Origin of the sequence: Stenotrophomonas sp. AR029 (genome assembly GCF_047520695.2) — a bacterium.
Lineage (GTDB): Bacteria > Pseudomonadota > Gammaproteobacteria > Xanthomonadales > Xanthomonadaceae > Stenotrophomonas > Stenotrophomonas sepilia.
In genome coordinates, this window is record NZ_JAXBQQ020000005.1 from 203009 (window position 1) to 227134 (window position 24126).

Consider the following 24126-nt stretch of genomic DNA (forward strand, 5'->3'; position numbering starts at 1 on the left):
CTTCGTCCACAACGGAGCCTTTTCATGACCGAGTACCAGATTCCCGGCCGCGTACCGGACGACAGCACGCCGCGCGACGCGGTCAGCGACTATTGGCGCGAGCGCTACACCGCCGAGCCGTACTACGACGACCAACTGTTCTTCGAGGACTACGAGCCGGCCTACCGGATCGGCCATGCCGCGCGCGCGCAGGACATGATCCGCGCCTACGAGGAAGTGGAGCGCGAACTGGAATCGCGCTGGGCCAGCGAACGTGGCCGCAGTCGCCTGGACTGGGCGCAGGCACGCAACGCCGTGCGCCGTGGCTGGGACGAAGCGCAGCTGGCGGATCCGCGCTTGAAGCGATAGCCCCAGGCTGCTGTAGAGCCGAGCCTACGCTCGGCTCTCGCCCCACGTTTAGGGTCGAGCCATGCTCGGCTGAGCCGAGCATGGGTTCGGCGCTACCGAATCATTCCTGTTCCGGCAGCGGCGGCACGATCGCGCTGCGCTTGCTCTCGCCACCACCGGCGGCGATCAGGTCGCGGGTGTTCTTCTGCACAGCCACCGCACCGAACAACGACAAGGCATACGCCATGCCGTAGAAGCCCTTCTCGCTGGGTGCCAGCGTGGCGTTCCACAGGCCGACCAGCAGCAGCATCAGCGCCGACAACAACGCGAACCAGCACAGCGCGTAATACAGGCCGCTGACCGGAATGCCTTCGACTCGGTCGCGGACGCTCTTCTGCAGCGACACCGCCGCGAACAGGCCGAACAGCAGCAGGGTCAGGTAGTAGCCCTTCTCGTTGAGCGCCATCGTGGCATTGAACAGGCCGATCAGGTACGCCGCCGCACCCAGCAGCAGGGCCACCCACGAGGCGGCGATGAAGGCGGTGGAGGGCTTGTGAGGCATGGCAGTATTCATTGCAGGTCCTTGGCAGGCAGACGGGCATGCTTTGCCCGGGCGTGCCCACCCTAGACGATCCCGCCGCTGCCGCACAGGGGGGCGCAGGACCTTCGGGCCACGACGGTAACGGCTGCGGTGGTATACAAGGGGCAGCCCGGCCATCCGCATCCCCGCCCTGGAGATACCCATGACCCGTACGCCCCTGCTGCTCGCCCTCGGCCTCGGCCTCGTGCCGATCCTCGCCACCTCCGCCTGCAACGCCGCCGATCCTGGCGCCAACGGCGCCCAGACCGCAGCGCCCGCAGCCTCCTCCGCCGCCGACCAGCGTCCGTTCACCGCCACCGAAGTCAGCCGTTTTGACCAGCCTTGGGCGATGACCTTCCTGCCTGACGGCAGCCTGCTGGTCACCGAGAAGCGCGGCAAGCTGCAGCACCTGGATCTGGCCAGCGGCCAGAAGCATGAGATCACCGGCGTTCCGAAGGTCGCCTACGGTGGCCAGGGTGGCTTCGGCGACATCATCCTGCACCCCGACTTTGCCCGGAATCACGTCGTTTACCTCAGCTATGCCGAGGAAGGCACGCTGGATACCCGCGGTGCGGCCGTGGCCCGGGCCACGCTGGCGCTGGATGCGAACGGGGCTGGCCAGCTGAAGGACCTGAAGGTGATCTGGCGGCAGAGCCCCAAGGTCAGCGGCGAGGGCCACTACGGGCATCGCCTCGCCTTCGGCCCGGACGGCAAGCTGTGGATCAGTTCCAGCGAACGGCAGAAGTTCGATCCGGCCCAGGACATGGGCGGCAACCTCGGCAAGATCATCCGCCTCAACGACGATGGCAGCCTGCCCGCCGACAACCCGTTCGCCTCACAGGGCGGGGTTGCCGCACAGGTGTGGTCGCTGGGCCATCGCAACATCCTGGGCATGGCCTTCGACGCCAACGGCAAGCTGTGGGCGCATGAGATGGGACCCGCCGGTGGCGACGAGTTGAACCTGATCGTGCGTGGCGCCAACTACGGCTACCCGATCGTTTCCAACGGTAACCACTACGACGGCCGTCCGATTCCCGACCACGACACCCGCCCGGAATTCGCCGCCCCGAAGGTGACCTGGACGCCGGTGATCTCGCCGGCCGGCTTCGTGATCTACAGCGGCAGCCTGTTCCCGCAGTGGAAGGGCAGCGGCTTCATCGGCGGCCTGTCGTCCACCTCGCTGGTGCGCGTGGCCTTTGATGGCGACAGCGCGCGCGAAGCCGAACGCTTCAACATGGGCGAGCGCATCCGCGAAGTGGAACAGGGCCCGGATGGCGCACTGTGGCTGCTGGAAGACGGCAGCAAGGCGCGCCTGCTGAAGCTCACCCCGAAGACCTGATGCCCCGGTAGTGCCGGCCGCTGGCCGGCACCTGGATCCTTCCGGCATCCGGCGGTTGCCGGCCAGCGGCCGGCACTACCCTGCCAAACGGCCCCGCGTGCGGGGCCGTCTGCGTTCACTGGATGGTGATGACCTTCACCTCGGTCTGCGTGCAGGCCTTGTCCAGGCACGTTCCGTTCAACCACACCTGTCCATCGCCAATCATCACGCCCTGCTGGTTGACGAAGACCTTGCCGAAGTCCTGCCCGGACACTGCCTTGACCACCTCCGGGGTAATGATCTTCTCGTAGTTCCGCTGGAACTCACCGGGGCCAGTGATCTTCTTTCCGTCGCTGATGTTCAACGGGAAGCGCACTTGCTCGACCACCGCAGCACGATCACCGCCGACCACGGCGGTCTTGAACGCGTTGAAGACCTTCTCGAACTGCGCCGCATCGCCGAGCAGCGATTCGATGCGCGCACGCGCGTCCTCGGCGGGCGCCTCCGCGGCCGGTGCGGCCGGTGCGGCGGCGGCAGGTTCGGCAGCCGACGCCGCCGGTTCAGCGGCAGGCGTCGCTGCCGCGTTCGCTTCCATCGGCGGCGGCGCATCCGCCGCAGGCTGCGCCGGCGGCTCAGGCTGCGAACAGGCCGCCAGCAGCAGAGCGGGAATCAGGTAGGCCATCCGGCGCATACGCGCACTCCATCGAAACAGGAAGCCCGATGGTAGCGCCGCTACAGTGACGGCAACAAAAAGGGGACGGAGGGGATTAAGTCGTTAGTGGCACAAACGACTTAATCCCCTCCGTCCCCTTTTTCTGATCAGGCCTTCAGCAGTTCGAACTGCACGGCTTCGCCGGCGGCCGACGAGGCGCAGACCCACAGGTCGAACTGGCCCGGCTCGGCACGCAGCACGCCATCGCGGCCGGTGAACGCCAACTGCTCGCGGGTCAGGGTGAACACCACGTCGGCGGACTCCCCCGGCTGCAGCGCCACCTTGCGGAAGTCCTTCAGCTCACGCACCGGACGTACGCGGCTGGCCACGCGGTCGTGGATGTACAACTGCACCACTTCCTCCCCGGCCACATCACCGCTGTTGGTCAGCGTGGTGGTGATGGTCAGGGTGTCGTCCCAGCCAAGCTGCACAGCACTCAGCTGCGGCACGCCGTAGGCGAAGGTGGTGTAGCCGATGCCGTGGCCGAACGGGTACAGCGGCTCGTTCGGAATCTCGCGCCAGCGGGCCTTGAACTCCGACATGGTCGGCAGCTCCGGACGGCCGGTGCGCGGGTGGTTGTAGAAGTACGGCTGCTGGCCGGACACCTGCGGGAAGCTGACCGGCAGGCGGCCGGACGGGCTGTAGTCACCGAACAGCACATCGGCCACGGCATGGCCGGTCTGCGTACCCAGGTACCAGGTCACCGCCACGGCCTGCGCATTGCGCACCGCGCCCTGCAGCGCCAGCGCGCGGCCATTGCGCAGCAGCACCACCAGCGGCTTGCCGGTCATCGCCACGGCCTCGGCCAGTGCCTGCTGTGCCGGCGGCAGGGTGATCTCCACGCGCGACTGTGCTTCACCGCTGTAACGCTGCGGTTCGCCCAGCGCCAGCACCACCACATCGGCGCGCAGCGCGGCAGCCACCGCCGCTTCGGTACCGCCCGGAATGGCCGCTTCCAGTTCGCAGCCCGGCACGATTTCCAGCAGCGCTTCGTCGCCGATGGCGGCACGCACGCCGGTTTCCAGGTCGACGTAACGCTGCTTGTCGCCGAACAGCGTCCAGCAGCCTTCGATGTTTTCGCGGTCCTGCACGAACGGGCCGATCAGCGCGATCTTCTGCCCGGTCTTCTGCAGCGGCAGCACGTTGTCGCGGTTGTTCAGCAGCACGATCGAACGGCGCGCGGCATCGCGCGACAGTTCATCATGCGCAGCGATATGCGAGGTATCCGCTTCGCGCGCCGGGTCCAGCGAACGGTACGGGTCGTCGAACAGGCCGATGGTTTCCTTCAGCCACAGGATGCGGCGCACGCCTTCATCCAGCACCGCCATCGGCACTTCGCCGCTCTCGACCAGGCCCGGCAGGTGCTCGGCGTAGAAGCCGCTCTGCATGCTCAGGTCCAGGCCGGCGGTGAACGCCTTGGCGGTGGCATCGCGGTCGTCGGCGGCATAGCCGTGGGCGACCAGCTCCATGTCGGCGGTGTAGTCGGAGATCACCACGCCCGGGAACTTCCATTCGCCGCGCAGGATGTCGGTCAGCAGTTCAGCGTTGGCACTGGCCGGCACGCCGTTGATGTCATTGAACGAGGACATCACGGTGATCGCGCCGGCATCGAAGGCGGCCTTGAACGGCGGCAGGTGCACATCGCGCAGGGTCTGCGGCGAGATGTCCACCATGTTGTATTCCATGCCGGCCATCACCGCGCCGTAGGCGGCGAAGTGCTTCGGCGTGGCCAGCAGCGAATCGGCGGCGCGCAGGTCGCTGCCCTGGAAGCCACGCACGCGGGCGGCGGCGAACGCACAACCCAGCACCACGTCCTCACCGGCACCTTCGGCACCCCGGCCCCAGCGCTGGTCGCGGGCGATGTCCACGGCCGGGGCATAGGTCCAGTGCAGGCCGGCAGCGGTGGCTTCGATGGCGGTGGCGCGCGCGGTGCGCTCGGCCAGGTCCGGCTCGAAGCTGGCGGCCTCGCCCAACGGAATCGGGAACACGGTGCGCATGCCGTGGATGACGTCGGCGGCCAGGATCACCGGGATGCCCAGGCGGCTCTCCTCGGTGGCGACCTGCTGGATGCGGCGGCCCAGCTCGGCGCCCACGCCATTGAACAGCGAGCCGACCTTGCCCTCGCGCACCTGCTGCAGCACCTGGTCGGCATTGCGCACGTTGGCTTCCGGGTTCACGTCCGGGGCGAACGGGCGGACCATGTCCGCGAAGACACCCAGCTGGCCGACCTTTTCCTCGACGGTCATCTGGGCAATGAGGGATTCGATGCGATCGGAGGCCACCGGCAGTCCTTGATGAAAACGTTTACAAGCCCGGCATTCTAGCGATCCCGAGCCATTTGGCGAGAGGTTTCTTCGTTCAGTTTCAGCCAACAGCGGGGCCCGTATGGTCCCACCGGGAGCACCGCAGCTTACTCCGAGCCGGCCATCTGGCGCTGCCCGGCCATCAACATGGCATCGCTGGAGGCCTGGAACACCCGCAAGCCGAACGCCGGCAGAATCGCCAGCAGGTGGTCGAAGATGTCCGACTGCACGGCCTCGTACTCGCTCCAGGCGGTGCTGCGGGTGAAGCAGTACAGCTCCAGCGGCAGGCCTTCGGTGGTGGGCTGCAGCTGCCGCACCAGCAGGGTCATGTCGGTATGGATGCCCGGGTGGCTGCGCAGGTAGCGCTCCACGTAGGCGCGGAAGGTGCCCAGGTTGGTCACGCGGCGGCTGTTGACCTCAGCCACGCCCTGCTCGCGCAGGCGCCCGTTCCACTGCCCCAGCTCCTGTTCCTTCTCACGCAGGTAGTCGCGCAGCAGCGCGAATTCGCCGAGGAAGGCCAGGTCGCCGTCGTCGAGGAAGCCGACGCTGTGCTGGTCCAGGTACAGCGCGCGCTTGATCCGGCGGCCACCGGCCTCCTGCATGCCGCGCCAGTTCTTGAACGACTCGGTCACCAGCTTCTTGGTCGGGATGGTGGTGATGGTCTTGTCGAAGTTCTGCACGGTGATGGTGTGCAGGGCGATGTCGATGACGTCACCGTCGGCGTTCTGGCTGGGCATCTCGATCCAGTCGCCGATGCGCACGCGGCCATCGCCACTGATCTGCACGCTGGCCACCAGCGACAGGATGGTGTCCTGGAAGATCAGCATCAGCACCGCGGTGGCGGCGCCAAGGCCGGTCACCAGCGGGCCCAGCTTCACCCCAAGCAGGGTGGCGACGATGGAAAGGCCGGCGGCCACGAACACCACGATCTTGACCACCTGCAGGTAGCCCTTGATCGGCTTGTTGCGCGCATCGGGCTTGCGCTCGTACAGGCTGTTGGCCGCGTCCAGCGCATGCGAGAACGCCATCGACACCGTCAGTACGGCCCACACGATGCACAGCTTGATGATGACGTTGACCAGGCTGGGCGGCAGGTCGGGGATGAGGGTGATGCCCGAAGCGATCACCTGGCTGGGCACCACGTTGGACAGGCGCGAAATCACCCGCATCAAGTGGCTGCCGCGGCCGGACTCGGCACCTGGCAGGCGCTGCAACAGGCGCCGCAGGCCACGCAGCAGGATGCGCTTGGTCACCCAATTGGCCAGGCCGGCGGCGATCAGCAGCGCCGAGATCATCAACGCCAGGTAGGCGCCGGGATAGGGTTCCAGTGTGTTCTGCAGCCGTTCCAGCCACTGTACCGCCACCACCGCATCCACCATCCGTTGTCTCCTTGCTTTGTCGTTGTTGTTGGGGTTGCCGGCCGGCGGCCGGATTTACCGGATCAGTCCCGCGAGCGTTCGATGATCACGCCCACCGCGCGAGCGCCGCGCACCGCGCCCGGCTTGCTCAGCTTCAGGCGCAGCCACTTCACGTCGAATTCGTCCAGCACGATCTGCGCGCAGCGCTCGGCCAGCGTCTCGACCAGGCCGAACTCCGACTCGCGCACGAACTGCTCCAGGCGCTTGCTCACCGCCTTGTAGTTCAGGGTGTGGGCGATGTCGTCGGTGGCCGCAGGGCGACGGTTGTCGAAGCCCATTTCCAGGTCGAACACCAGGTCCTGGCGGATCCGTCGCTCCCAATCGTAGATACCGATCAGGGCGTCGATCGTCAGCCCCTCGATGAAAACCTTGTCCATTGCGGTTACCAGCGCCAATACAGGCGGCCATGGTAACGGCACGGCGGTGACCCTGCCCGGAACGGGCGGTGAGCGGCCGACAGGGAGACGGCGCCGGAAAAAACAAAGGGCCCCACTAGCAGGGCCCTTTGGTACTACCGTTTGTCCCCGGGGGGAGCTGGAATCCAGCCGCGAGTCCCGGTGGCGCAGGCACGCAGATTAGGCAAGGACCAGATCGCCGGTCAAGGCCAATTCCGACAGGGCAGGTCAGGTATTCGTCCGAGGCAAAACGCAGAAAATCAGCCGCGCGGACAACGACGTTCCCTGATGGTCGCCGCCGCCCACTCTCGCGAACATCGATCCCTCCTTCACCACCGCACATGACGATGGCTCCATACGATGTACTGCGGCGCGCGTTGTCAGCGGAGCGTCTGTCTACTTACGAGAGAATCGCATCGACCTGCAGCCCCGACGTCACAGCCGAATCCCTGTACCTGTGGAACATGCGGATGTGCAGTGCACTGATGATGCCGGTCCATCTGTGCGAAGTGGTCACCCGTAACGCCGCTGCAGCTGTGCTCGCCAGGCAGCATGGCCCGCGTTGGCCCTGGAATGGTGCCTTCCGACGGAGGCTGCCAACCTCATCCAGTACTTCTCCGCGCACGGTACTGGAACACCTTGCCAGCCGCGTAACCGATACACCTGGGATCGTCGCCAACCTGCCGATGGTGTTCTGGCAGCAGCTCTTCACCTGTCGCTTCGACTCCACGCTTTGGATACCCGCACTCAGCAGGGTTCTGCAGCATGCTCCCTCTGCTCATCCCAGTGCCGTCAGGAAAGCCATCCATGCGGATATCGGACGCATCCGCCACCTGCGCAACCGCATCGCCCATCACGAGCCCATCCTCGAGCGCGACATCGGCGCCGATCTGGCCGCGATCGGGCGGCTGATCCATGCGCGCTGCCCGCACACCCTGGGGTGGCTGCAGCGCCATGAGCGGGCGACGACGGTATGGGCGGCGTCGCCGTTGGTAGTGCATCGGTAATGCGTCCGCCGGCCGTGGCCCGACGCTACCGGTTCACACCGCCGGCAGGGTCGCCATGTCCCAGCGCGGGGTCACATCCACCTTCGGCGGGCTGTGCTGGCCAGCCTGCAGCCGCAGCGCGCCAGCGAAGGCGATCATCGCGCCGTTGTCGGTGCACAGTGCAGGCCGCGGGAAGCAGGCGCGGCCGCCGAGGCGCTCGGCCATCTGCTGCAGGCGGGCGCGCAGGCGCTTGTTGGCACCTACACCGCCGGCCACCACGATCACATTGGTCCCGGCCGCTTCCAGCGCGCGCTCGCACTTGATCGACAGGGTCTCGACCACCGCGTCCTCAAAGCCCCGGGCAATGTCGGCGCGGGTCTGCTCGCTCTGGTCGCTGTCGCGCCAGGCCATCAGGACCTGGGTCTTCAGGCCGGAGAAGCTGAAATCCAGCCCCGGGCGGTCGGTCATCGGCCGCGCGAAGCGGTACGCGCCCGGCGTGCCCTGCTCGGCCAGCCTGGCCAGCTGCGGGCCGCCCGGATACGGCAGGCCCATCAGCTTGGCGGTCTTGTCGAAGGCCTCGCCAGCCGCATCGTCCAGGGTTTCGCCCAGCAGGCGGTACTGGCCGATCGCGTCCACCGCCACCAGCTGGGTATGGCCACCGGACACCAGCAGCGCCACGAACGGCGCTTCCGGCGGGTCGTCTTCCATCAGCGGAGCCAGCAGGTGGCCTTCCATATGGTGTACGCCGACGGCCGGAACCTCCAGCGCCCAGGCCAGCGATCGGGCCACGCCGGCGCCGACCAGCAGCGCGCCGACCAGGCCGGGACCGGCCGTATAGGCGACGCCATCGATATCGCCCACGCCCAGGCCGGCGTCGGCCAGGGTCTGGCGTACCAGTGGCAGCAGCTTGCGGACGTGGTCGCGGCTGGCCAGCTCGGGCACCACGCCACCGTATTCGGCGTGCAGGGCGATCTGGCTGTAGACCGCATGGGCGCGCAGGGCCGCGCTGCCGGCCAGGTCGGTGTCATACACCGCCACGCCGGTCTCATCACAGGAAGATTCGATGCCAAGGACTCGCATGCCTGCTATTATGACGCCCCTGCCGCCCCCTCGGGGGACGTGCAGATCTCACTGCTTTCGAACCGCCGGCCCGTATTCAGGGTTGGCCGCTTGCAGTTTGTCGATTCGCCGCTATAATGTGCGGCTCGCCGGGCGTGACCCGGTTCTACTGTGTCCCGGAGATTCCATGCCCAGCGTCAAAGTCCGCGAGAACGAGCCCTTCGAGTTTGCTCTTCGCCGCTTCAAGCGCACTTGCGAAAAGGCCGGTGTGCTGGCCGAAACCCGCAAGCGCGAGTTCTACGAAAAGCCGACCCAGGAGCGCAAGCGCAAGGCCGCCGCTGCTGTGAAGCGTCAGCTGCGCCGCTCGTCGCGCGACGTCACCAAGCGTCAGCGCCTGTACTGATCGGACGCATTTTCATTGCGGCGGGCCTGCCCGTCGCGATGGAGCCGAAGCCGGCACGCGCGAGCGTCGCCGGCTTTTTGCGTTTCCGGGTTCGGGCATCCGCCCCGCCCCACCTACCACCACGAGGTTCCTCATGAGCATGAAGCAGCAGCTCACCGAAGACATGAAGGCCGCCATGAAGGCGGGCGAGAAGCACAAGCTGGGCGTGATCCGCCTGATCAATGCCGCCATCAAGCAGCGCGAAGTGGACGAGCGCATCGAACTGGACGACACCGCCGTGATCGCCGTGCTCGACAAGATGGTCAAGCAGCGCAAGGACTCGGTCAGCCAGTACGAAGCGGCCAACCGCGAAGACCTGGCCGAGATCGAGCGCGCCGAGATCGTGGTCATCGAAGCCTACCTGCCGGCCAAGATGGGCGAAGACGAGATCGTGGCCGCCATCCAGGCCGCCATCGCCGAGACCGGCGCCTCCGGCCCGGCCGACATGGGCAAGCTGATGGGCGCACTGAAGCCCAAGCTCGCTGGCCAGGCCGACATGGGCCTGGTGTCCAAGCTGGTCAAGCAGCAGCTGGCGTAATCCGGTACACGGAGTCGGATCCCTTTCGCAACGCGAAAGGGCTCTGACCCCATTGATGCACCCGCTTCACCGCACCTTCGTCGGTCGCCTGCTACAACCACACCCATGGTTGAACCCGAGCCCAACGTTCCCGTGTCCCTGCACAAGTACCTCAAGCGCCTGCAGGACAGCTTTCCGATGGCGGTGGCCAAGCGCTTCATCGACGTCGACGTGCTGACCCAGGCCGCCTCCGTTTCCTTCTACGCCCTGCTGTCGATGGCCCCGCTGCTGGTGCTGCTGCTGTGGTTGACCGCTTCGCTGTACCCGCCGGCACAGCAGGCGCTGATCGACCAGATCAGCTCGGTGGCTGGCAGCAGCGCGGCTACGGTGGCCGAAACCGTCCTGAAGAACGCCGACAACCAGCCCGACGTCGGCTCGTTGGCGGGGCTGTGGAGCACGCTGCTGCTGTTCGTCGGCGCCACCGCCGTGTTCGCGCAGCTGCAGAACGCGCTCAACCTGATCTTCCGCACCAGTGGCGAGCGCCTGGAGGGCATCAAGGCCTGGCTGCGCAAGCGTGTGTTCTCGTTCGGCGTGGTGCTGGCCCTGGGCTTCCTGCTGATCCTGTCGATGACTGCCACCACGGTACTGCAGGTGGCCTTCGCGCAACTGCCCTCGATCCTCCCCGCGCTGGGGTACGTCACCAGCCTGCTGCTGTACGCGGTGGGGTTCGCCTTCATGTACCACTACCTGCCCGACCGCCGCGTGGCATGGCGCCAGGCCTTCATCGGCGGTGCCATCACCTCGGCACTGTTCGCACTGGGCCGCTACGGCATCGGCGTCTACATCGCCACCGTGGCCCCCGGCAGTGCCTACGGCTCGATGGGCGCGCTGGTGATCTCACTGATCTGGATCTATTACGCGACCGTGGTCTTCTTCGTTGGCGCGCTGATGACCGCGGTGATCGATGAGCGCCTGCGCGCGCGCCATCACCTGGCCGCCGCCGGCATCGATCCGGCCACCGCCAGCCAGGTGCCCGACAGGGGGTAAACTAGGGCAACCGCCCCCGGTTCCGTCGCGTGGTCCTGTACCGCGCCCTGCCCTGTTGCCCATGGCCCGTATTCCCGACGCTTTCATCGACGACCTGCTGGCCCGCACCGACATCGTCGAGGTGGTGGGCAGCCGCGTGCCGTTGAAGCGCCAGGGCAAGGAATACGCCGCACGCTGCCCGTTCCATGACGAGCGCTCGGCCTCGTTCACGGTCTCGCCGACCAAGCAGTTCTATCACTGCTTCGGCTGCGGCGCGCACGGCACCGCGATCAGCTTCCTGATGAACTACGACCGCCTCGAGTTCCTCGACGCGGTGGATGAACTGGCCAAGCGCGCCGGCATGGAAGTGCCGCGCAACGAGAATCCGCGCAGCCCGCAGCAGCAGGACGACAGCCGCGAGCTGTATTCGGCGCTGGACGCCGCCACCAGGTTCTTCCAGAAGAACCTCGAAGGCAGCGAGAAGGCACGCGCGTATCTGGAAAGCCGTGGCGTGGACGAAGCGAACCGCGCGCGCTTCCAGATCGGCTACGCACCGGATGGCTACAGCGGCCTGCGCGATGCGCTGGGCAAGGACGAGCGCCGCATGAAGCTGCTCGACCGCGCCGGCCTGTTTTCCAAGAACGATCGCGGCCACGTCTACGACAAGTTCCGTGACCGGGTCATGTTCCCGATCTTCGACCGCCGTGGCCGGGTGATCGCCTTCGGCGGGCGCGTGTTCGAGAAGGACGACGGCCCCAAGTACCTCAACTCGCCCGAAACCGCGCTGTTCCACAAGGGCCGCGAACTGTACGGCCTGTGGCAGGTGCGCCAGGCCAACCAGAAGATCGAGCGGTTGATCGTGGTCGAGGGCTACATGGACGTGGTTTCGCTGTTCCAGTTCGGCGTCACCCAGGCGGTGGCCACGCTGGGTACGGCGACCACGCCGGACCACGCCGAGCTGTTGTTCCGCAACGCACCGGACGTGTTCTTCTGCTTCGACGGCGACGCCGCAGGCCGCCGCGCCGGCTGGAAGGCGCTGGAATCGGTGCTGCCGCGCATGAAGGATGGCCGCCAGGCCTTCTTCCTGTTCCTGCCCGATGGCGAGGACCCGGACAGCATCGTGCGCAAGGAAGGCGCCGAGGCCTTCAACGAGCGCCTGAAGCAGGCCACGCCGCTGTCGCAGTTTTTCTTCGATGAACTGACCCGCGAGATCAACCTGGGCACGCTGGACGGCAAGGCGCGCCTGGCCGAACGCGCAAAGCCGATGCTGGCGCAGATTCCCGACGGTGCCTTCGGCGACCTGATGAAGCAGCAGCTGGCGCAGCTGACCGGCCTCGGTGGCACAGCCCAGGCCACGCGCGCGCCGGTGCCGCAACGCCAGCCACATCGGACGATCCAGCCGGTGGCCAAGCGCAGCCTGGTGCGCGGCGCGATCGCCGTGCTGCTGCAGCAGCCGTCGCTGGCGCTGACCCTGGGCGGAAAGCATCACTTCCAGGGCCTGCGACTGCCGGGCGTGGAGCTGCTGCTGGAACTGCTGGGGCTGGTCGAACAGCGCCCGGACATCAGCACCGGCGCCCTGCTGGAACACTTCGACGGCCGCGAGGAACAGGCGTCGCTGCACACCCTGGCGGCACAGACCCTGCCTGGCACCGAGGCCAGCTGGACCCAGGAACTGCACGACGCGGTGGCGCAGCTGGAGAAACAGCTGCTGGTGCAACGTCTGGAGGAGTTGTTGGCAAAGCAGCGCCAGCAGGGCCTGGATGATACTGACAAATACGAACTGCGCGAGCTGCTGAAGGCCCGCGCCGGGCTGCGCCTGTAGCGGCAGAACGTTTTCACGGAGAGGACCATGCTGCTGCGCCTGACCTGCCTGCTGTTGTTGTCGCTCTGCCTGCCACTGGCGGCCCTGGCCGCAGATGGCCCGCTCAATGAAGTCCGCCCGGGCCTGTATGCCGGCGGCCAGCCCTCCGCCGCACAACTGGGCGAACTTGCCGCGCAGGGCGTGCGCACCGTGATCGACCTGCGCCAGCCCGGCGAGGACCGGGGGTTCGACGAAACGCGCGTTGCCGAATCATTGGGCCTGCGCTACGTGCACATTCCGGTGGCCGGTGCCGAGGGGCTCGATGCCGCCAACGTGCGCGCCGTGCACCAGGCCCTGCGGCAGAGCCAGGGGCCTGTGCTGCTGCACTGTGCGTCCGGCAACCGCGCCGGCGCCGTGCTCGGCCTGGTCAACGCACGCTACGAACATGCCAGCCCCGAACAGGCCCTTCAGCTGGGCCAGCGTGCTGGCCTGACCTCGCTGGAAGCCGCCACCCGCCAACGCCTGGCCACGCCGATCACCTCACCCTGAACCCTCCGCACCAAGGACTCTGCCCACCATGACCCGCTGGTGGTCGCGCCTGCGACCGGACAACTTCACCCTCGCCCTGCTGTGCACCGTCGGCCTGGCCTCCCTGCTGCCGATGAGGGGCGCCGCCGCCATCGTCCTGGACGATGTCACCACCGTCGCCATCGCTGCACTGTTCTTCCTGCATGGCGCGCGCCTGCCACGTGAGTCGATCATTGGCGGCATGCTGCACTGGCGGCTGCACCTGACCATCCTCGCCTGCACCTTCCTCCTGTTCCCGCTGCTCGGGCTGATGTTCAAGCCGCTATCGGGCTGGCTGCTGACCCCGGAGCTGTACCTGGGCGTGCTGTTCCTGTGCACCCTGCCCTCCACCGTGCAGTCGTCCATCGCGTTCACCTCAATGGCGCATGGCAACGTGCCCGCAGCGGTGTGCAGTGCCTCGTTGTCGAGCATTCTCGGCGTATTCCTGACCCCGCTGCTGCTGACCGCGCTGGCGGGCACCTCCGGCGGCGTGCACGACCCGCTGCATGCGATCGGCGGCATCATGCTGCAGCTGCTGGTGCCGTTCGTGGCCGGCCACCTGCTGCGGCCGTGGATTGCCGGCTGGGTGGAAAAGCAGCGCGCGCTGCTGCGTTACACCGACCAGGGCACGATCCTGCTGGTGGTGTACTCGGCGTTCGGCGAGGCGGTGACCGAAGGACTGTGGAGCAAGACGCCGCTGCTCTCGTTGCTGGCCGTGGCGGTCGTGGCCGCCGTGCTGCTCGGCATCGCCATGCCGCTGATCACCTTCATCGCCCGCCGCCTGCGTTTCAACCGCGAGGACGAGATCGCCATCGTGTTCTGCGGCTCGAAGAAGAGCCTGGCCACCGGCGTGCCGATTGCCAAGGTGCTGTTCGCCGGCGGCAGCCTCGGCGCCATCGTGCTGCCGGTGATGATCTACCACCAGATCCAGCTCATCGTCTGCGGCGTGATCGCGCAGCGGTACGCGAAGCGCGCGCCCTGACCCGACGGGAGGACATCCACGCATGGCGTGGATCTGTTGTAGAGCCGAGCCCGCGCTCGGCTGACACCTGTGATCCGGAGTAGATCCACGCCATGCGTGGATGGTTTGCCTGACGCTACGGATCCACCAGCGTCCCGACGCTCAGTTCCGGCATCCATACCCATAGGTCGTACGGCCGTTCCGCACCGGCAGCGACCCGCGGCCCCGTGGCAACCTGCTCTCGAAGTGGCCGCGCCATGCAACCGCCCGCGCATCCCCACGTCTGACCACGTTGCGCGCCCAACCGTACGCTGTAGATATCCAGGTCCCGCAGCTGCGACGCCATCGGATGCATCTGCATTTCTGGCGGCATACCTTGCGGCCTTTGCAGCATCGCGTGCACGTTACCAGTCAGCACCAGCATGCGCGCACTGGCCGGTAGGCCTCGATTGAGCCGCCGCAACTCGGCTGCCATGAGGTCATCGCGTACCTGGTTGCCGCCTTTGCTGGCGTTGACGTCATAGCCAACGACGTCGATCACACGTCCCTGCGACTTCAGCACGCGTAGGCTTTCGATCATTGCCAGCATGTCGCGGCTGCGACGGCCATCATGCTGGTCATCGCGCACGGTCCAGAACGCACGCCCGCGCAGATGCTGGCGTGCCTTCTCCCCGCCATCGGAAGCCAGGTAATCGCGCAGCGTGGAGGTTTCCCCGCGTGGCAGTTCCAGCGCCAGCAGGACCGGCCTGGTGCGGCTGTAGTCATCCACCAGCTGCCGCACCAGCAGCGGCGTCTCGCGGGTTCCATGGAATTCGCCCAGCACCAGCAGGCGGTGATCACCGGCGTGCTGGTGGATCTGCGCGGCGGTGTCGTCGGCATGCGCGGTCACGGCCATGCCCAGCGCCAGAATCAGCGCGGTGGTCCAACGGAAGATCGTATGCATCCCTGCTCGCTCCTTTCCTTGGGGTCAGGAACAGCAATGGCGACGCCGCTGGAAGAGATCAAGTGCAGAGCCGAGCCCACGCTCGGCTGCTCTTCCAATCCCCCCTCAGCCGAGCATGGGCTCGGCTCTACAGGTGGTGCTTCACAACCAGGGCAGGATCCAGTGGTCGACCAGCAGGAAGGCGAACAGCGCCATCAGGTACACGATGGAGTAATAGAACATCTTCATCGAGAACAGCTCATCCGGTGGGTCGAGCATGCGCCAGGCGTACCAGAGGAACACGGCATTGAGCACGATCGCGCCGCCCAGGTAGAACGCACCGCTCATGCCCACCAGGTAGGGCAACAGGCAGACCAGCGCCAGCACCACCGAATACACCATGATCTGCTTGCGGGTGTGCGCCACGCCGTGGGTCACCGGCAGCATCGGGATCTCCGCCTTGGCATAGTCTTCGCGGCGGAAGATCGCCAGCGCCCAGAAGTGCGGCGGCGTCCAGATGAAGATGATCAGCACCAGCAGCGACGAGTACGCCCAGTCCGACGAGCCCTGCATGCCGGTCACCGCAGCCCAGCCCAGCATCGGCGGCATCGCGCCGGCCAGGCCACCGATGACGATGTTCTGCGAGGTCGCACGCTTCAGGTACACGGTGTAGATCACCGCGTAGCCGATCAGCGAGGCGAAGGTCAGCACCGCAGTGATCAGGTTCACCCACAGCACCAGGATGGTCATCGACAGCACGATCAGCACGCCGGCGAACACCAGCACCTGCCATGGCTTGACCTTGCCGACCACCAGCGGGCGCCACGACGTGCGTGCCATCTGCGCATCGATGTGCGCATCCAGCAACTGGTTGATCGCGGCGGCCGCCGAAGCGGCCAGCCAGATGCCGAGGAAGCCGAGCAGGCCGGCGCGCACCTGCTCCCAGCTGGGCACGCCCGGAATAGCCAGGACCATGCCGACCAGGGCAGTGAAGACAATGAGGGCGACGACCTTGGGCTTGGTCAGGTCCCAGTACTGGCGGTAGTTGGAAAACATGGAATCAGTCCGGGGCGCGCAGGCGGGCCAGCAGGCTGACCAGCACGAACAACAGGGCAACGGCCACGCCATTGTGGGCCACGGCCACTTCCAGTGGCAGCGCCAGCTTCACATTGAGGATGCCGAGGGTGACCTGCAGCACCAGCAGCGCGATCAGCGCGCTGGCCCAGCCGCGCATGCTCGGCAACCGGAACAGGCGCACGCCCAGCCACAGCAGGTAGATGGCCACCACCACCGCGAACAGGCGGTGCGCCATCTGGATGGCGATACGCGAGGCACCATCCAGCACGCCGCCTTCGTAGTCCACGCCGATGCCACGCCACAGGGTGAAGCCTTCGACGAAGTTGTGCTGCGGCCACCACTGGTTGGCACAGCGCGGGAAGTTGTCCAGCGATGCACTGCCGCCGCCGCAGGCCAGCGCCGCGTAGTTGGCACTGACCCAGCCGCCGAGTGCGATCTGGGTGACCAGCACCGCCAGGCCGATGCGCAGCAGCCACTTCAGCTTCGGTGCCTCGGCCAGAGTGATCGGCATGTGCGTCGCACGCCAGGCCATCCAGGCCAGCAGCGCGAACATCAGCATGCCGCCCAGCAGATGGCCCATCACCACGATGGGCTTGAGCAGCAGGGTCACCGTCCACATGCCCAGCAGGGCCTGGAAGATCACCACCGCCAGGGTCAGCAGTGCAGCGCGTGCCAGGTCGATGTTGCTCCAGCGCAGCGCGGCGATCAACAGGATCGCCTCGCCGACCAGAGCCAATGCGCTGGCGGTGCCATGCCAGCCCATCATGTACAGCGGTATGCCAGCGGCCACCAGTACGCAGGCGGTCACCACTGCCGTGGTCCCAAAGCGGCGCTTGCGCGTGGCCAGCAGGGCCAGGGTCAGGATCTCGATGCCCAGCGCGCCGGCCAGGAAGCGGTGCACCTGCTCACGCCAGGCCTTGTGGGTCTCCAGCGGGCGGATATCCGCCGCCGGGTGGCCGATGGTCTCTTCCACGTGCTGCGGCCAGGTGGCCTGGCCATAGCAGGTCGGCCAGTCCGGGCAGCTCAGGCCGGCATCGGACAGGCGTACGAACGCGCCGAACATGATCGTGCTCGCGGTCATGATCATGGCGAACCACGCCAGGCGGTGGAAATTGCGGTGCAGCGCCGGACGCGCGGAAAGGCTCATCAAACGGGACTCACTTCAGTTTCAGCAACGTGGCCATGTCCTTGCGCAGGCCACCCAGGTCGGAACCCGGGGCATGGCGCATGATCACGAAGCCGTTCGGATCGATCACGTAGACCGGCAGTCCCGCCGGATCATCGACGCCCGGCAACACCGCGCGCAGGGCTGGCGACGGAGCCAGCGGCCGCAGCGCGGGCAGCGAGGCGATCGACGCCGGTGGCGTACCCAGCCACAGGATCTCGACATTATCGGCGTTATGGCCGAACAGCTGCCACACCTTGCCCAGTCCCTGCGACAAAGTGACGCACTGCGCGTCGCAGGCACCGGCCGGTGCCACCAGCAGGCGCCAGGTGCGGGCCTCGGGGTTCCAAGGATAGGGCTGGCCGCTGGCCAGGGTCGGCGTCTGCTGGCGCAGATCGACCGGCGGCTTCAGCAGCTGTCCCGCATTGCGGTGGCCGGTGGGCTGCCAGCCGGAGAAGCGCAATACCGCGGCCAGCGCCATCGCCCCGAAGAACACGGCAAACAGCAGCACCAGGGTCCGGCGGCCGGAGCCGCGCGCCTGCGGGGACGTAGCAGTGTTCATGTGGGGCATTTTCTCATGGTTGGGTAAACGATGCCGGTAGTGCCGGCCGCTGGCCGGCATCCAGGAATCCGAGTGCGTGCCGGCCAGCGGCCGGCACTACCCGGCGATGGGCCGTCTCCTGCGCCGCTCCAGCACCAGCGCCACCACCAGCACGGTCAGGGCCAGGCCGAACCACTGCACGGCGTAGCCCAGGTGTCGCTGCGGTGGCAGCGTATTTGGCAGCAGGTCCATGTCACGCTCGTCGCCGAAGGGCAGCGCCGGGTCCAGTCGCAGGACCCGCTCGGGCAGTGTTGGCAGGCCCAGCGCTGCGGCGAGGCCCTCGGCCGGCAAGCGGCTGGCCAGCCAGCGCCCCGCCTCACCGGTGGCGGAGAACGGCGGACCCAGTACCAGCCCCGCCGAAGGCGGTGGCGCCAGCAACCCGCGCACCACCACCGGCGAAGGCGGCGCCGGTATGTCCGGCAGCGTGCGATCCGGCGGCAGCGCGCGCCAGCCAAGATCGACCAGCAGCACGCTGCCTTCGTCACTGCGGAACGGGCGATAGATCTTTACGCCGGCACGGCCATGCCGGGTCTGGTTGTCCAGCAGCACCACGCCAGGCAGGAAGCGACCGTGATCGGCCACACCGTGCAACGCACCGGGGGCTGCCAGCGCCTGGGCCAGCGGCAGCGCCTGTGCCACCGCTGGCCCCTGCGCATCCAACATTGACTGTTTGGCATGCATGCGCTGCAGCTGCCACAGCCCCAATGCAGTGAAACCGGCCATCGCCAGCACGGCCAGCAACCATCCGATCACGCGTGTGTGCTGGCGCATCATGACAAGTCCGCACAAACGCGGTCAGATAGGCGCACCCACCCTTCCCTCGAGCCGCGCATGAGTGATTCGCTGAAGACCCTGCTGGTAATCGCGTTTCTGATCGTCATCGTCTGGAACCTGGGCGCCGGCCTGTATTACCTGCTGGTCGACCGCGGCCAGACCAAGCGCACGGTCAACGCACTGACACGTCGCATCGCGGTGTCGGTGGCGTTGATCGTACTGGTGATCGTGAGCATCTACATGGGCTGGATCAAGCCGCACGGCGTCGGCGGCTGAGGCCACCGATGCGTGCGTGGTCAAAGCACGTAGACGAACAGGAACAGCATCAGCCACACCACGTCGACGAAGTGCCAGTACCACGCGGCCGCTTCAAAACCGAAATGGTTGTCGCGGGTGAAGTGTCCCTTGGCCGAACGCAGCCACATCACGATCAACATGATCGTGCCCAGCAGCACGTGCGCACCGTGGAAGCCGGTCAGCATGAAGAACGTCGAACCGTAGATGCCCGAGCCCAGCGTCAGGTTCAGCTCCTTGTAGGCGTGGATGTACTCTTCCGCCTGCAGGGTCAGGAAACCGAGGCCGAGCACCACGGTCAGGCCCAGCCAGATCAGCAGCTGGCGGCGGTTGCCGGCCTTCAACGCGTGATGGGCGATGGTCAGGGTCACGCCTGAGGTGAGCAGGATCAGCGTATTGATCAGCGGCAGGCCCCACGCCGGGATGGTCTGGAAGGCACCACCGATCGCCGCCGGGCCATTGGTCGGCCATCCGGCGGAGTAGCCCTGCCAGAGCAGCTCGTTGGTCATCACCCCGCGGCCTTCGCCACTGAGCCACGACAGGCCCAGGTTGCGGGTGTAGAACAGCGCGCCGAAGAAGGCGCCGAAGAACATCACCTCGGAGAAGATGAACCAGATCATCCCCATCCGGAACGAGCCATCGACCTGGTGGTTGTAGTTGCCGGCCTGCGATTCGCGCACCACGTCGCTGAACCACCAGAACAGGGTCAACACCAGCATCGCGATGCCGATGTAGAACGTCCAGCGCCCCCAGCTGGCATCGTTGAGCCAGCTGGCCACGCCCACCATGGTCACCATCATCGCGATGGACCCCACGAAGGGCCATTTGCTCTGGGCCGGGACGAAGTACACGTTGGCGTCGGTTGGTGTCTGGGCCATGTCGGTATCCGGGTCAGGGTGCGGCGTGCGCGCCGTCCGAGGTGGCGGCCGGGGCCAGCCGATCGGACAACGCGTCGTTGCGGTAGAAGGTGTAGGACAAGGTGATCGTCTTGATTTCCGGCGGCAGGTCCGGATCGACGATGAAGCGCACCGGCATGTCGCGCTTCTCGCCGGCCTGCAGCGTCTGCGCGGTGAAACAGAAGCACTCGGTCTTGCTGAAGAAGCCCGACGCGCGTGCCGGTGCCACCGAAGGCACCGCGCTGCCAACGACTGCCTGCTGGCTGTCGTTGCGGGCGAAGTACAGCGCCTCGTTGAGTTCGCCGGGCACCACATCCATGGTCAGCTGCTCGGGATGGAACGACCACGGCAGGCGCGAATTGACGCCGCCATCGAACTCCACCCGCACGGTGCGCTTGCCAGCTGCGGCACCCGTACTGGCTTCACCACCCGGGCCGCGTTCCAGGCGCACGCCGAATACCTTCTCGCAGGCAATGCGGTACAGCGGCACCAGCGAGAAGGTCAGCAGGAACACCGCCACTGCCACGCCGATCAGGCGCGGCAGCCCGGCACTGGGTGACCGCGTGCTGGCCGGTGCCTCGCTCATCGGCCGATCACCCCGCTGAGGATGAAGCCGACGTAGACCAGCACCGCGATGGCGCCGACCCACATCGCCGTGCGCCGGGCACGCTGGCGTTGCTGTTCGATGCCGTGGTGTTGGGCTTCGCTCTGGCTTTGGTTCTGGTAGAGCCGACTGCTAGTCGGCTGCACTTCGCGAGTCGACTGACAGTCGACTCTACCGTTGGTCAGCACGCCGTCAGCCGAGCATGGCTCGGCTCTACAGGTCTGCAGTGGGCTCTCGTTATGCATGCCCCACCTCAATGCGTGATGTCGTCATGCGCCAGATCGCCCGGGCGGATGGTCGGCGGCGTGGTGAAGGTATGCGCCGGTGCCGGCGACGGCAGCGTCCACTCCAGCCCGCGCGCGCCTTCCCAGCTACGGGCCTCGGCCTTCTCGCCATTGCGCAGCGAGGACAGCAGGATCGCGGCCATCATGAACGGCGTGACGAACATGCCGAACGCACCGATCGAGCTGATCAGGTTCCAGTCGGCAAACGCTACGCTGTAGTCCGGAATGCGGCGCGGCATGCCGGCCAGGCCGAGGAAGTGCTGCGGGAAGAACAGCAGGTTGACGAACACGATCGACCACCAGAAGTGCACCTTGGCCCACTTCTCGCTGTACATCCGCCCCGTCCACTTCGGCCACCAGTAGTACACCGCTGCAATCAGCGCGAACACCGCGCCGGTCACCAGCACGTAGTGGAAATGCGCAACCACGAAGTAGGTGTCGTGGTACTGGAAGTCGGCCGCCACGATGGCCAGCATCAGGCCGGAGAAGCCACCGATGGTGAACAGGATGACGAAGGCCACCGACCACAGCATCGGCGCCTCGAACGTCAGCGACCCCCGCCACATGGTGCTGACCCAGTTGAACACCTTCACCCCGGTCGGGATCGAGATCAGCATGGTGGCGAACATGAAGTAGATCTCGCCGCCCAGCGGCATGCCCACGGTGAACATGTGGTGGGCCCAGACGATGAACGACAGGAACGCGATCGCGGCGGTGGCGTACACCATCGCCTGGTAGCCGAACAGCGGCTTGCGGCTGAAGGTCGGGATGATCTCGCTGACCACGCCGAAGGCGGGCAGGATCATGATGTAGACCTCGGGATGGCCGAAGAACCAGAAGATGTGCTGGTACATCACCGGGTCACCGCCACCGGCGGCATTGAAGAAGCTGGTGCCGAAGAACTTGTCGGTCAGCAGCATGGTCACCGCACCGGCCAGCACCGGCATCACCGCGATCAGCAGGAAGGCGGTGATCAGCCACGCCCAGCAGAAGATCGGCATCTTCAGCAGGTCGATGCCCGGCGCGCGCATGTTGAGCACGGTGGCAATGATGTTGATCGCACCCATGATCGAACTGATGCCGGCCACGTGGATGGCGAACACGCTGAAGGCCACGTTGTAGCCGCCCTGCAGCGACAGCGGCGGATACAGCGTCCAGCCACCGGCCGGTGCACCACCGGGCAGGAACAGCGTCAGCAGCAGCAGGCTGAAGGCCACCGGCAGCAGCCAGAACGACCAGTTGTTCATGCGCGGCAGCGCCATGTCCGGCGCACCGATCTGCAGCGGGATCATCCAGTTGGCAAGGCCGACAAACGCCGGCATCACGCCGCCGAAGATCATCACCAGCGCATGCACGGTCGTCATCTGGTTGAAGAACTCGGGCTTGACGAACTGCAGGCCCGGCTGCGCCAGCTCGGCGCGGATCACCACGCTCATCGCCGCGCCGATGATGAACATGATGAAGCTGAAACCCAGGTACAGCGTGCCGATGTCCTTGTGGTTGGTCGAGAAGAACCAACGCTCGAAGAAACTCTGGTGGTGATGGTGATCGTCGTGCCCAACTGCCGAGTGCGCCATTGCAAAACACCTCTCAGAATCGGTTGTCACCACGGCCGCGAGCGGCCGCGGGCTTTACATCACGCGCCGCTGGCCGCAACCGCAGGTGCATTGCCGGCTTCGGCAGCAGCAGGTGCCGCCGGTGCTTCGCCCGCAGGGGCAGCCGGTTCTGCAGGTGCCGCAGGGGGGGCGGGCTCGGCCGGCGGTGCAGGCTTGCGCTGCGCCAGCCACTGCTTGAAGTCCTCCTTGGACACCGCCTCGACCACGATCGGCATGAAACCGTGGTCCTTGCCGCACAGCTCGGCGCACTGGCCGCGATACACCCCGGGCTGCTCAATGCTGGTCCAGGCTTCATTGATGAAACCGGGGATCGCGTCCTGCTTCCAGCCCAGCGCCGGCACCCACCAGGCGTGGATCACATCATCGGAAGTGATGACGAAGCGGACCTTGGTATCGACCGGCAACACCAGCCGGTTGTCGACGTCCAGCAGGTAGTGCGGATGACTTTCGCGGGTCGGCACGATGCCACTTTGCCGCACGCGGTCGGATTCCCGGTCCAGGCGACTGGTGAAGGTGACGTTCTCCCCGAGGTATTCGTACTTCCACATCCACTGGTAGCCGGTGACCTTGACCGTCATCTCGGCATCGCGGGTGTCGTACATCTTGATCAGGTTGGCCGTGGCCGGCCACGCCATCACGATCAGGATGATCACCGGGATCACCGTCCAGATGATCTCGGCCTTGGTGTTATGGCTGAAGGTGGCGGCGACCGCGCCCTTGGATTTGCGGAACTTGAAGATGGCGTAGGCCATCGCGCCGAACACGATGACGCCGATCACCGTGCAGATGATCAACGAAAGGTTGTTCGATTCCCAGGCCAGGCGCGAGGTCTGGGTCACCCCCTTGCCCATGTTCAGCTGCCACGGCTTGGGATCGGCCGCCTGGGCCCAGGCCAACGCCGGCATCAGTCCCCCGGTCGCCAGCACTGCGGCAACCGCGTTCACGCACTTCGTGCCCCACCTGCTGCTTTGCTTCATTGCCTAGACCCTTAGCGTCGTCGGTTGCCGCCATCGCTGGCGGCGAGCAAGCTTTCAAGTGTCTCTGCGAGCGTCTGACGTTCGGCCGGCGCGAGGAAACTCCCCACCTCCACCTGCCGGCCGCTAGATGCCAGCCGGACCCTCTCATCGTCGGTGAGCAGGCGCACCCAATGCGGGTGGGCCCGGAACACCGGCGATCCACCGGGTACGGGAATGACCTCCACGTACGCCGGCACTACCCGGATCTCCTCCTGCCGTTCACCGCTGCGCCACAAGGCACGCAGCGCCGCCGCCAGCACCAGGCTGTACAGCAGCGCGAACAGGGGGGCGAATGCATTGCCGGCCCACCACCCGAGGGCGGACACCAGCCACATCGCACCCGACAACACGGTGAACAACAGGACGAACTGCCGGGCATCGAGCGCCCGTGGGGGACGCAGCCGCAGCTGCGTACCTGACCCATCCGGAGCTGGAAGCACCTCGATCATGTCGCAACCGCGTTCC

General features: G+C 66.5%; 27 protein-coding genes. 10 read left to right on the forward strand and 17 right to left on the reverse strand.

Annotated elements, in window-relative coordinates:
* The first annotated feature begins 24 nt into the window (after window positions 1-24).
* Window positions 25-348, forward strand: a complete 324-nt coding sequence (locus ACM0PB_RS16360) for a hypothetical protein (RefSeq protein WP_005415023.1) — start codon at window positions 25-27, stop codon at window positions 346-348.
* A 100-nt stretch (window positions 349-448) separates the two neighbouring features.
* Here the strand turns inward: ACM0PB_RS16360 and yiaA are convergent, their stop codons facing one another.
* Complete coding sequence (yiaA, locus tag ACM0PB_RS16365; RefSeq protein WP_014645710.1) at window positions 449-901, reverse strand: inner membrane protein YiaA; 453 nt, start codon at window positions 899-901, stop codon at window positions 449-451.
* Window positions 902-1070: 169 nt separating this feature from the next.
* Between yiaA and ACM0PB_RS16370 the strand changes: the two genes are divergently transcribed.
* Window positions 1071-2246, forward strand: coding sequence for a PQQ-dependent sugar dehydrogenase (locus tag ACM0PB_RS16370; protein WP_164230274.1), 1176 nt, complete (start codon window positions 1071-1073; stop codon window positions 2244-2246).
* A 115-nt stretch (window positions 2247-2361) separates the two neighbouring features.
* Here ACM0PB_RS16370 and ACM0PB_RS16375 read toward each other — a convergent pair whose 3' ends face one another.
* From ACM0PB_RS16375 to folB, 4 genes are all read right to left on the reverse strand, one after another.
* Window positions 2362-2916, reverse strand: coding sequence for a hypothetical protein (locus ACM0PB_RS16375; protein ID WP_164230276.1), 555 nt, complete (start codon window positions 2914-2916; stop codon window positions 2362-2364).
* Window positions 2917-3044: 128 nt separating this feature from the next.
* Entirely contained in the window at window positions 3045-5219 is a 2175-nt protein-coding gene (locus ACM0PB_RS16380) for a glycoside hydrolase family 3 N-terminal domain-containing protein (protein WP_065197311.1), read from the reverse strand.
* Window positions 5220-5347: 128 nt separating this feature from the next.
* Window positions 5348-6619 carry a mechanosensitive ion channel family protein gene (locus tag ACM0PB_RS16385; protein ID WP_005415017.1) on the reverse strand — a complete coding sequence of 424 codons (1272 nt, stop codon included), beginning with the start codon at window positions 6617-6619 and terminating at the stop codon, window positions 5348-5350.
* A gap of 62 nt (window positions 6620-6681) precedes the next feature.
* A complete protein-coding gene (gene folB / locus ACM0PB_RS16390) occupies window positions 6682-7035 on the reverse strand; it encodes a dihydroneopterin aldolase (RefSeq protein ID WP_005415016.1) in 354 nt (117 codons plus the stop codon).
* 359 nt (window positions 7036-7394) lie between these two features.
* Between folB and ACM0PB_RS16395 the strand changes: the two genes are divergently transcribed.
* Entirely contained in the window at window positions 7395-8060 is a 666-nt protein-coding gene (locus ACM0PB_RS16395; RefSeq protein ID WP_164230278.1) for a hypothetical protein, read from the forward strand.
* 33 nt (window positions 8061-8093) lie between these two features.
* Here the strand turns inward: ACM0PB_RS16395 and tsaD are convergent, their stop codons facing one another.
* Window positions 8094-9119, reverse strand: a complete 1026-nt coding sequence (tsaD, locus tag ACM0PB_RS16400) for a tRNA (adenosine(37)-N6)-threonylcarbamoyltransferase complex transferase subunit TsaD (RefSeq protein ID WP_021202939.1) — start codon at window positions 9117-9119, stop codon at window positions 8094-8096.
* 166 nt (window positions 9120-9285) lie between these two features.
* Here tsaD and rpsU point away from each other — a divergent pair, with 166 nt between their 5' ends.
* The 6 genes from rpsU to ACM0PB_RS16430 all read left to right on the forward strand — a co-directional run bounded on the left by rpsU (window position 9286) and on the right by ACM0PB_RS16430 (window position 14433).
* Window positions 9286-9501 carry a 30S ribosomal protein S21 gene (gene rpsU / locus ACM0PB_RS16405; protein WP_002808376.1) on the forward strand — a complete coding sequence of 72 codons (216 nt, stop codon included), beginning with the start codon at window positions 9286-9288 and terminating at the stop codon, window positions 9499-9501.
* A gap of 133 nt (window positions 9502-9634) precedes the next feature.
* Window positions 9635-10078, forward strand: a complete 444-nt coding sequence (locus tag ACM0PB_RS16410; protein ID WP_065179428.1) for a GatB/YqeY domain-containing protein — start codon at window positions 9635-9637, stop codon at window positions 10076-10078.
* Window positions 10079-10183: 105 nt separating this feature from the next.
* Entirely contained in the window at window positions 10184-11104 is a 921-nt protein-coding gene (locus ACM0PB_RS16415; RefSeq protein ID WP_414604715.1) for a YihY/virulence factor BrkB family protein, read from the forward strand.
* A gap of 61 nt (window positions 11105-11165) precedes the next feature.
* Window positions 11166-12905 carry a DNA primase gene (dnaG, locus tag ACM0PB_RS16420; RefSeq protein ID WP_065179430.1) on the forward strand — a complete coding sequence of 580 codons (1740 nt, stop codon included), beginning with the start codon at window positions 11166-11168 and terminating at the stop codon, window positions 12903-12905.
* Between the two features lie 27 nt (window positions 12906-12932).
* Complete coding sequence (locus ACM0PB_RS16425; protein WP_139726643.1) at window positions 12933-13433, forward strand: protein tyrosine phosphatase family protein; 501 nt, start codon at window positions 12933-12935, stop codon at window positions 13431-13433.
* A 28-nt stretch (window positions 13434-13461) separates the two neighbouring features.
* The gene (locus tag ACM0PB_RS16430) at window positions 13462-14433 is read left to right on the forward strand and encodes a bile acid:sodium symporter family protein (RefSeq protein WP_139726642.1); all 972 of its coding nucleotides are present in this window, start codon (window positions 13462-13464) and stop codon (window positions 14431-14433) included.
* A gap of 115 nt (window positions 14434-14548) precedes the next feature.
* Here the strand turns inward: ACM0PB_RS16430 and ACM0PB_RS16435 are convergent, their stop codons facing one another.
* The 5 genes from ACM0PB_RS16435 to ACM0PB_RS16455 form a co-directional block, all read right to left on the reverse strand.
* On the reverse strand, window positions 14549-15355 hold the full coding sequence (locus tag ACM0PB_RS16435; RefSeq protein ID WP_171956363.1) for a calcium-binding protein: 807 nt from the start codon (window positions 15353-15355) through the stop codon (window positions 14549-14551).
* Window positions 15356-15496: 141 nt separating this feature from the next.
* Window positions 15497-16390, reverse strand: coding sequence for a heme o synthase (gene cyoE, locus ACM0PB_RS16440; RefSeq protein ID WP_049416773.1), 894 nt, complete (start codon window positions 16388-16390; stop codon window positions 15497-15499).
* Window positions 16391-16394: 4 nt separating this feature from the next.
* The gene (locus ACM0PB_RS16445) at window positions 16395-17558 is read right to left on the reverse strand and encodes a COX15/CtaA family protein (protein WP_164093479.1); all 1164 of its coding nucleotides are present in this window, start codon (window positions 17556-17558) and stop codon (window positions 16395-16397) included.
* A gap of 10 nt (window positions 17559-17568) precedes the next feature.
* Window positions 17569-18138 carry a redox-active disulfide-containing membrane protein gene (locus tag ACM0PB_RS16450; RefSeq protein ID WP_164093478.1) on the reverse strand — a complete coding sequence of 190 codons (570 nt, stop codon included), beginning with the start codon at window positions 18136-18138 and terminating at the stop codon, window positions 17569-17571.
* Window positions 18139-18234: 96 nt separating this feature from the next.
* Complete coding sequence (locus ACM0PB_RS16455) at window positions 18235-18951, reverse strand: SURF1 family protein (RefSeq protein WP_065186704.1); 717 nt, start codon at window positions 18949-18951, stop codon at window positions 18235-18237.
* Window positions 18952-19008: 57 nt separating this feature from the next.
* Between ACM0PB_RS16455 and ACM0PB_RS16460 the strand changes: the two genes are divergently transcribed.
* Window positions 19009-19227 carry a twin transmembrane helix small protein gene (locus tag ACM0PB_RS16460; protein WP_049416782.1) on the forward strand — a complete coding sequence of 73 codons (219 nt, stop codon included), beginning with the start codon at window positions 19009-19011 and terminating at the stop codon, window positions 19225-19227.
* A gap of 20 nt (window positions 19228-19247) precedes the next feature.
* On the opposite strand, the gene ACM0PB_RS16465 is transcribed toward ACM0PB_RS16460, so the two are convergent.
* Genes ACM0PB_RS16465 through ACM0PB_RS16490 form a run of 6 tightly spaced genes read right to left on the reverse strand, consistent with a single transcriptional unit; the run spans window position 19248 to window position 24110 of the window.
* Window positions 19248-20123 carry a cytochrome c oxidase subunit 3 gene (locus ACM0PB_RS16465; protein ID WP_005407793.1) on the reverse strand — a complete coding sequence of 292 codons (876 nt, stop codon included), beginning with the start codon at window positions 20121-20123 and terminating at the stop codon, window positions 19248-19250.
* Window positions 20124-20136: 13 nt separating this feature from the next.
* Window positions 20137-20727 carry a cytochrome c oxidase assembly protein gene (locus ACM0PB_RS16470; protein WP_053498717.1) on the reverse strand — a complete coding sequence of 197 codons (591 nt, stop codon included), beginning with the start codon at window positions 20725-20727 and terminating at the stop codon, window positions 20137-20139.
* Window positions 20724-20990 (reverse strand): hypothetical protein, encoded by a 267-nt coding sequence (locus ACM0PB_RS16475; RefSeq protein ID WP_065179436.1) that lies wholly within the window; start codon window positions 20988-20990, stop codon window positions 20724-20726. The genes ACM0PB_RS16470 and ACM0PB_RS16475 overlap by 4 nt, the downstream gene beginning before the upstream one ends.
* A gap of 8 nt (window positions 20991-20998) precedes the next feature.
* Window positions 20999-22606 carry a cytochrome c oxidase subunit I gene (gene ctaD / locus ACM0PB_RS16480; protein WP_005407790.1) on the reverse strand — a complete coding sequence of 536 codons (1608 nt, stop codon included), beginning with the start codon at window positions 22604-22606 and terminating at the stop codon, window positions 20999-21001.
* Window positions 22607-22665: 59 nt separating this feature from the next.
* Window positions 22666-23622, reverse strand: coding sequence for a cytochrome c oxidase subunit II (gene coxB, locus ACM0PB_RS16485; protein WP_053498721.1), 957 nt, complete (start codon window positions 23620-23622; stop codon window positions 22666-22668).
* 11 nt (window positions 23623-23633) lie between these two features.
* The gene (locus ACM0PB_RS16490) at window positions 23634-24110 is read right to left on the reverse strand and encodes a DUF2244 domain-containing protein (protein ID WP_021202927.1); all 477 of its coding nucleotides are present in this window, start codon (window positions 24108-24110) and stop codon (window positions 23634-23636) included.
* Window positions 24111-24126 lie beyond the last annotated feature (16 nt).

What these genes read in the sequence shown, in the direction of transcription:
- rpsU (WP_002808376.1), top strand. Translation starts at nt 9,286, where the DNA reads ATGCCCAGCGTCAAAGTCCGCGAGAACGAGCCCTTCGAGTTTGCTCTT.
- ACM0PB_RS16425 (WP_139726643.1), top strand. Translation starts at nt 12,933, where the DNA reads ATGCTGCTGCGCCTGACCTGCCTGCTGTTGTTGTCGCTCTGCCTGCCA.
- coxB (WP_053498721.1), bottom strand. Translation starts at nt 23,622, where the DNA reads ATGAAGCAAAGCAGCAGGTGGGGCACGAAGTGCGTGAACGCGGTTGCC.
- ACM0PB_RS16395 (WP_164230278.1), top strand. Translation starts at nt 7,395, where the DNA reads ATGACGATGGCTCCATACGATGTACTGCGGCGCGCGTTGTCAGCGGAG.
- folB (WP_005415016.1), bottom strand. Translation starts at nt 7,035, where the DNA reads ATGGACAAGGTTTTCATCGAGGGGCTGACGATCGACGCCCTGATCGGT.
- ACM0PB_RS16385 (WP_005415017.1), bottom strand. Translation starts at nt 6,619, where the DNA reads ATGGTGGATGCGGTGGTGGCGGTACAGTGGCTGGAACGGCTGCAGAAC.
- ACM0PB_RS16445 (WP_164093479.1), bottom strand. Translation starts at nt 17,558, where the DNA reads ATGAGCCTTTCCGCGCGTCCGGCGCTGCACCGCAATTTCCACCGCCTG.
- ACM0PB_RS16470 (WP_053498717.1), bottom strand. Translation starts at nt 20,727, where the DNA reads ATGAGCGAGGCACCGGCCAGCACGCGGTCACCCAGTGCCGGGCTGCCG.
- cyoE (WP_049416773.1), bottom strand. Translation starts at nt 16,390, where the DNA reads ATGTTTTCCAACTACCGCCAGTACTGGGACCTGACCAAGCCCAAGGTC.
- ACM0PB_RS16370 (WP_164230274.1), top strand. Translation starts at nt 1,071, where the DNA reads ATGACCCGTACGCCCCTGCTGCTCGCCCTCGGCCTCGGCCTCGTGCCG.
- ctaD (WP_005407790.1), bottom strand. Translation starts at nt 22,606, where the DNA reads ATGGCGCACTCGGCAGTTGGGCACGACGATCACCATCACCACCAGAGT.
- ACM0PB_RS16475 (WP_065179436.1), bottom strand. Translation starts at nt 20,990, where the DNA reads ATGCATAACGAGAGCCCACTGCAGACCTGTAGAGCCGAGCCATGCTCG.
- ACM0PB_RS16455 (WP_065186704.1), bottom strand. Translation starts at nt 18,951, where the DNA reads ATGATGCGCCAGCACACACGCGTGATCGGATGGTTGCTGGCCGTGCTG.
- ACM0PB_RS16430 (WP_139726642.1), top strand. Translation starts at nt 13,462, where the DNA reads ATGACCCGCTGGTGGTCGCGCCTGCGACCGGACAACTTCACCCTCGCC.
- ACM0PB_RS16450 (WP_164093478.1), bottom strand. Translation starts at nt 18,138, where the DNA reads ATGAACACTGCTACGTCCCCGCAGGCGCGCGGCTCCGGCCGCCGGACC.
- ACM0PB_RS16360 (WP_005415023.1), top strand. Translation starts at nt 25, where the DNA reads ATGACCGAGTACCAGATTCCCGGCCGCGTACCGGACGACAGCACGCCG.
- ACM0PB_RS16435 (WP_171956363.1), bottom strand. Translation starts at nt 15,355, where the DNA reads ATGCATACGATCTTCCGTTGGACCACCGCGCTGATTCTGGCGCTGGGC.
- ACM0PB_RS16375 (WP_164230276.1), bottom strand. Translation starts at nt 2,916, where the DNA reads ATGCGCCGGATGGCCTACCTGATTCCCGCTCTGCTGCTGGCGGCCTGT.
- ACM0PB_RS16460 (WP_049416782.1), top strand. Translation starts at nt 19,009, where the DNA reads ATGAGTGATTCGCTGAAGACCCTGCTGGTAATCGCGTTTCTGATCGTC.
- yiaA (WP_014645710.1), bottom strand. Translation starts at nt 901, where the DNA reads ATGAATACTGCCATGCCTCACAAGCCCTCCACCGCCTTCATCGCCGCC.
- ACM0PB_RS16465 (WP_005407793.1), bottom strand. Translation starts at nt 20,123, where the DNA reads ATGGCCCAGACACCAACCGACGCCAACGTGTACTTCGTCCCGGCCCAG.
- ACM0PB_RS16410 (WP_065179428.1), top strand. Translation starts at nt 9,635, where the DNA reads ATGAGCATGAAGCAGCAGCTCACCGAAGACATGAAGGCCGCCATGAAG.
- dnaG (WP_065179430.1), top strand. Translation starts at nt 11,166, where the DNA reads ATGGCCCGTATTCCCGACGCTTTCATCGACGACCTGCTGGCCCGCACC.
- ACM0PB_RS16490 (WP_021202927.1), bottom strand. Translation starts at nt 24,110, where the DNA reads ATGATCGAGGTGCTTCCAGCTCCGGATGGGTCAGGTACGCAGCTGCGG.
- tsaD (WP_021202939.1), bottom strand. Translation starts at nt 9,119, where the DNA reads ATGCGAGTCCTTGGCATCGAATCTTCCTGTGATGAGACCGGCGTGGCG.
- ACM0PB_RS16415 (WP_414604715.1), top strand. Translation starts at nt 10,184, where the DNA reads ATGGTTGAACCCGAGCCCAACGTTCCCGTGTCCCTGCACAAGTACCTC.